This is a genomic window from Flavobacterium sp., assembly GCF_044338735.1.
In the GTDB taxonomy this organism is placed as follows: Bacteria; Bacteroidota; Bacteroidia; order Flavobacteriales; family Flavobacteriaceae; genus Flavobacterium.
Map to the genome: position 1 here is coordinate 1 of NZ_JBIIWV010000169.1, position 4,200 is coordinate 4,200.

Annotated in this window: 6 protein-coding genes; 4 read left to right on the plus strand and 2 right to left on the minus strand. The window is 31.1% G+C overall.

The genetic code is table 11. The features are described 5' to 3' along the window. The 4 genes from ACIQZC_RS09420 to ACIQZC_RS09435 all read left to right on the plus strand — a co-directional run. Positions 1 to 769, plus strand: a 769-nt coding sequence (locus ACIQZC_RS09420) for a RecQ family zinc-binding domain-containing protein (RefSeq protein WP_396138975.1), incomplete at its 5' end; no start/stop codon positions are given. Beyond that, positions 756 to 1,703, plus strand: coding sequence for a methionyl-tRNA formyltransferase (gene fmt / locus ACIQZC_RS09425; protein ID WP_396138976.1), 948 nt, complete (start codon positions 756 to 758; stop codon positions 1,701 to 1,703). The genes ACIQZC_RS09420 and fmt, both read left to right, overlap by 14 nt. A 174-nt stretch (positions 1,704 to 1,877) precedes the next feature. Then, complete coding sequence (locus tag ACIQZC_RS09430) at positions 1,878 to 2,156, plus strand: HU family DNA-binding protein (protein ID WP_396138977.1); 279 nt, start codon at positions 1,878 to 1,880, stop codon at positions 2,154 to 2,156. Between the two features lie 112 nt (positions 2,157 to 2,268). Beyond that, positions 2,269 to 2,832 carry a YqgE/AlgH family protein gene (locus ACIQZC_RS09435; protein ID WP_396138978.1) on the plus strand — a complete coding sequence of 188 codons (564 nt, stop codon included), beginning with the start codon at positions 2,269 to 2,271 and terminating at the stop codon, positions 2,830 to 2,832. Here the strand turns inward: ACIQZC_RS09435 and ACIQZC_RS09440 are convergent. Then, positions 2,825 to 3,664: an aminotransferase class IV gene (locus ACIQZC_RS09440; protein ID WP_396138979.1), complete on the minus strand. Its 840-nt coding sequence runs from the start codon at positions 3,662 to 3,664 to the stop codon at positions 2,825 to 2,827. The two genes, ACIQZC_RS09435 and ACIQZC_RS09440, sit on opposite strands and share 8 nt — an antisense overlap. A 51-nt stretch (positions 3,665 to 3,715) precedes the next feature. Beyond that, positions 3,716 to 4,108 (minus strand): START-like domain-containing protein, encoded by a 393-nt coding sequence (locus ACIQZC_RS09445; protein ID WP_396138980.1) that lies wholly within the window; start codon positions 4,106 to 4,108, stop codon positions 3,716 to 3,718. Between the last annotated feature and the right edge of the window lie 92 nt (positions 4,109 to 4,200).

Sequence of the window (4,200 nt, forward strand, 5' to 3'; positions counted from 1 at the left end):
TATGAATCATTTTTGTGTGCAGTATCAATTTCCAATTGTAAAAACTTTTGCTAGTTTACAATTTTTAGACCGACAAGGTGTTCTAACTTTTCAAAGTGAATCGTCTGAAAAAATCAATATGCAATTTATTATTCCGAGCAAGGAAGTGCTGCGTTACATCAGTTTAAATCCGCATGACGAACCCATTATTACAACTATTTTAAGAACCTATTCGGGAATTTTTGATATAGAAACTGCTATAAATCCTGCATTGATTGCAAAAAAATCAAACAGTACAGAAGCCATTGTTGAAAAAGTAATTCAGCAACTTGCCGAAAGAGGCTGTGTACATATGAATGCTAAAAACAACGACAGCACATTGACATTTAATGAAGCGAGAGAAGATGATTTAACGATTAATCGAATTGCAAAATTTTTGGAACACCAAATTCAATTGAAACAAGAACAGTTTAAAAGTGTCCTTCAATACATTACAAATGCAGACACTTGTAAAAATAAGCTACTACTCGCCTATTTTGAAGAAACAGTTACTGAAGATTGTGGCATTTGTTCGTTTTGCATGGCGAAAAAAAAAGCAAACCCAATTGAAGCCATTGTATTGATTGAACAATTAGTAAAAAAATCTCCTTTGTCGTCAAGGGAAATAGAAGATAGCCTTCAAATTTCGGGTGAAGCAACTATCTTTGCACTTCAATTATTATTGGAACAAAATAAAATTGCGATAAATTCACACAATCAATATTATTACATTCAGCATGGAAAAACTTAGAATTGTATTCATGGGAACTCCCGATTTTGCAGTGGGTATTTTGGATACTATTTATCAAAATAATTATGAAATTGTGGGCGTCATAACCGCACCTGATAAACCAGCGGGTCGTGGTCAAAAAGTTAGTATTAGTGCTGTTAAAGAATATGCTTTGGCAAAAAACTTAAATGTATTGCAACCTACCAATTTAAAAGCAACTGAATTTTTATCTGAATTAGAACAATTAAATGCCAATTTACAAGTCGTTGTAGCCTTTAGAATGCTTCCAGAAGTTGTTTGGAAAATGCCCCAACTAGGCACATTTAATTTACATGCTTCATTATTACCAGAATATAGAGGAGCCGCACCAATCAATTGGGCGATAATTAATGGCGAAACTAAAACAGGAGTTACTACCTTCTTTATTGATGATAAAATTGATACGGGAGCACTAATTTTAAGTAAAGAAACTCCTATTGGTACAAATGAATCTGCTGGTGAATTGCATGATCGCTTAATGCAGCTGGGTAGCGATGCAGTTATAGAAACTTTAGAGTTAATTAAAACTGAAAAAGTTACTACAACTATACAAAATTCAGCAACTGAAGAAAAAACTGCTTATAAATTGAATAAAGAAAATTGTAAAATTGATTGGACTCAACCCGGCAATACCATTTTAAATTTAATTAGAGGATTGTCACCCTATCCAGCAGCTTGGTCGTATATAAAGGATGGAACTGCCGAATGGAATGTTAAATTTTATGAAGCAACTTTTGAGGCAACAACGCACAACAAAAAAGCAGGAACTATTTTTACAACTAAAAAAGACTTTATAATTTATACAACCGATGGTTTTTTAAAAATAACTTGTCTGCAATTCCCAGGGAAAAAGAAAATGCAGGCGCATGAATTGTTAAATGGTATTACGTTTACTGAAAACGCAGTAGCCCAATAAGGTCAATAAACGCCCTTAAACCGCCTAAAATCAAGAAAAAAAGCTAATGTTATTAACATTTAACCTATTTTATTAACATTTTAATCAAAAATAATACTGAATGTTTGCGTAGCTCAATTATACCGCTAAATTTGCTATTAAATAATAATGTTTAACCAATTAAATAACTTTATCATGAACAAATCAGAATTAATCGATGCAATGGCAGCTTCTGCTGGAATTACAAAAGCAGCTTCTAAATTAGCTTTAGAATCATTTTTAAGCAATGTTGAAGGTACTCTTAAAAAAGGTGGAAGAGTTTCTTTAGTAGGTTTCGGATCTTGGTCAGTTTCTGCAAGAGCTGCTAGAGATGGAAGAAATCCGCAAACTGGAAAAACTATCAAAATTGCTGCTAAAAATGTAGTAAAATTCAAAGCTGGTGCTGAATTAGACGGATCAGTAAACAAAAAATAATATTTTTTGATTATAAAACAAGATAAAGTCCCGATAATATCGGGACTTTTTCGTTTATATAATTTGTTTGATTTATTTTATTTTATAACTTTATAAATTAAACCTGCAGAAAATGAAGTCAATTTTACCACAAAAAGGACATTTACTTATAGCTGAACCATCAATATTAGGTGATGTTTCATTTACTCGCTCTGTAATTTTATTAACAGAACATAATGCAACTGAAGGTTCCATAGGTTTTATTTTAAATAAACCCTTAAATTATACTATTAATGATTTGATCATTGATATTGATGCTTCTTTTGAAATTTATAATGGCGGCCCAGTTGAACAAGATAATTTATACTTTATTCATACCATTCCTGATCTTATTCCTAATAGCATTGAAATTTCAAATGGTATTTATTGGGGAGGTGATTTTGACATAACAAGAGAATTGATCAATGAAAAGAAAATTTCAAAAGAAACCATTCGTTTTTTTCTAGGTTACACGGGTTGGAGCGTTAATCAATTAGAGGATGAACTTGAAGAAAACTCCTGGATTGTTTCCGAAAATTTGATGAAAGACAAAATATTATCCAAGTCTAGTGCACAATTTTGGAAGGATAAAATCATTGAGCAAGGTGGCGAATATGTTTTATTTTCTAATGCACCCGAAAATCCGGCACTTAACTAAGATTAAGGCTAGCATTAAGTTGGGAAACCACTATTTTTGAAAAATCAATGGTATAACTTTTTTTTCTGTAATTCGTTATGGGTTGAATCCCTGAAATTACATTGGTTAGAAATAATTCGTCTGCTTTTTGTAAATCAAAAGGTGAAATTATCGCTTCTTTAACAATAATACCTTCCATTTTTTTTAGCAGTTCAAGCACTTGTTTTCGCATTATACCATTTAAACAACCTTCAGAAATAGGTGGGGTAACAATCTCGTTTCCCATTTTCATAAATAAATTATTTTGCAACGCTTCTACTACATTTTTTTCCTCATTAAGTAGTATGCAATTATCATATCCGTTTTCTTTTGCAAAGATAGTACCTACAATTTGCAACATTTTATTATTGGTTTTGAGGGTAGAAAGCAATTGTTTCGGGATATAAAAATCTTTATACAATTCTACTTCATATTGTTCCTTCTCAATTTGGTAAACATCTTGTTGCAAAGGAGTTGCACTAATTATAAATTCAACCTCATTTGAAACAGGCGCATAAAATCCTGCACCAGCTCTATAAATAGAAAATCGAATACGAAACGATTGGTTTTGTGAAAAACTAGCAACTAATTGTAAAATTTGTTCCTCGAAATATTCCATCGTAAAAAGCATAGGAATTTCCATACGACAAATACGCATGGAAGCCATTAGTCTAAAATAATGATCTTCAAGAAATAAGACCTTATTATTAACAACTTTAATTGTTTCAAAAACAGCATCACCTACTAAAAATCCGCGATTAGATTCTATTACTATTTTACTGCTTTCCTGAATAGTTCCGTTAAAATTTACCATAAAAAAATCCCGATTAAAATCGGGACAAATATACTTCTTTCTACTGAATTTTTAAACAGAACCTAATACATGTTTTAAGTCGGAAATTTGGTTTTCCCAAAGTAATTTTGACTCTTCTAATTCGTCTTCGTAAGCAAAATCGGTTATCATGATTGAAACGTCTTTAGTGATTTCGTCTTCCATAATTTTCAATTCAAAAAAATAATCTGTTTCAGTTCCATCTTCCTCAAGCCATTTAAACTTAATGCGTTCTCCTGTTTTTTTTGAGGCTAATTTTGCTTTTTCTTCTGAATCGTTCCAAATAAATGTAAAAAATTCTCCTCTCGAATTTACATTGTCTGCAAACCACTCCGAAAGTCCTGATGGAGTAGATATATATTGATATAGTAATTGTGGCGAAGACTGAAATGGGAATTCTAATTCATATTTTACTTTTACACTCATTTGATTATTTTTAAGACACGAAATATATAGAGAAAATATTGAAAATACAAAAAAGATTTTAATTTATTTTATAAAATAATGTTTGCAAAGAA

Coding starts and splice junctions, on each gene's coding strand:
- ACIQZC_RS09440 (WP_396138979.1), bottom strand. CDS start 3,664: ATGGTAAATTTTAACGGAACTATTCAGGAAAGCAGTAAAATAGTAATA.
- fmt (WP_396138976.1), top strand. CDS start 756: ATGGAAAAACTTAGAATTGTATTCATGGGAACTCCCGATTTTGCAGTG.
- ACIQZC_RS09445 (WP_396138980.1), bottom strand. CDS start 4,108: ATGAGTGTAAAAGTAAAATATGAATTAGAATTCCCATTTCAGTCTTCG.
- ACIQZC_RS09435 (WP_396138978.1), top strand. CDS start 2,269: ATGAAGTCAATTTTACCACAAAAAGGACATTTACTTATAGCTGAACCA.
- ACIQZC_RS09430 (WP_396138977.1), top strand. CDS start 1,878: ATGAACAAATCAGAATTAATCGATGCAATGGCAGCTTCTGCTGGAATT.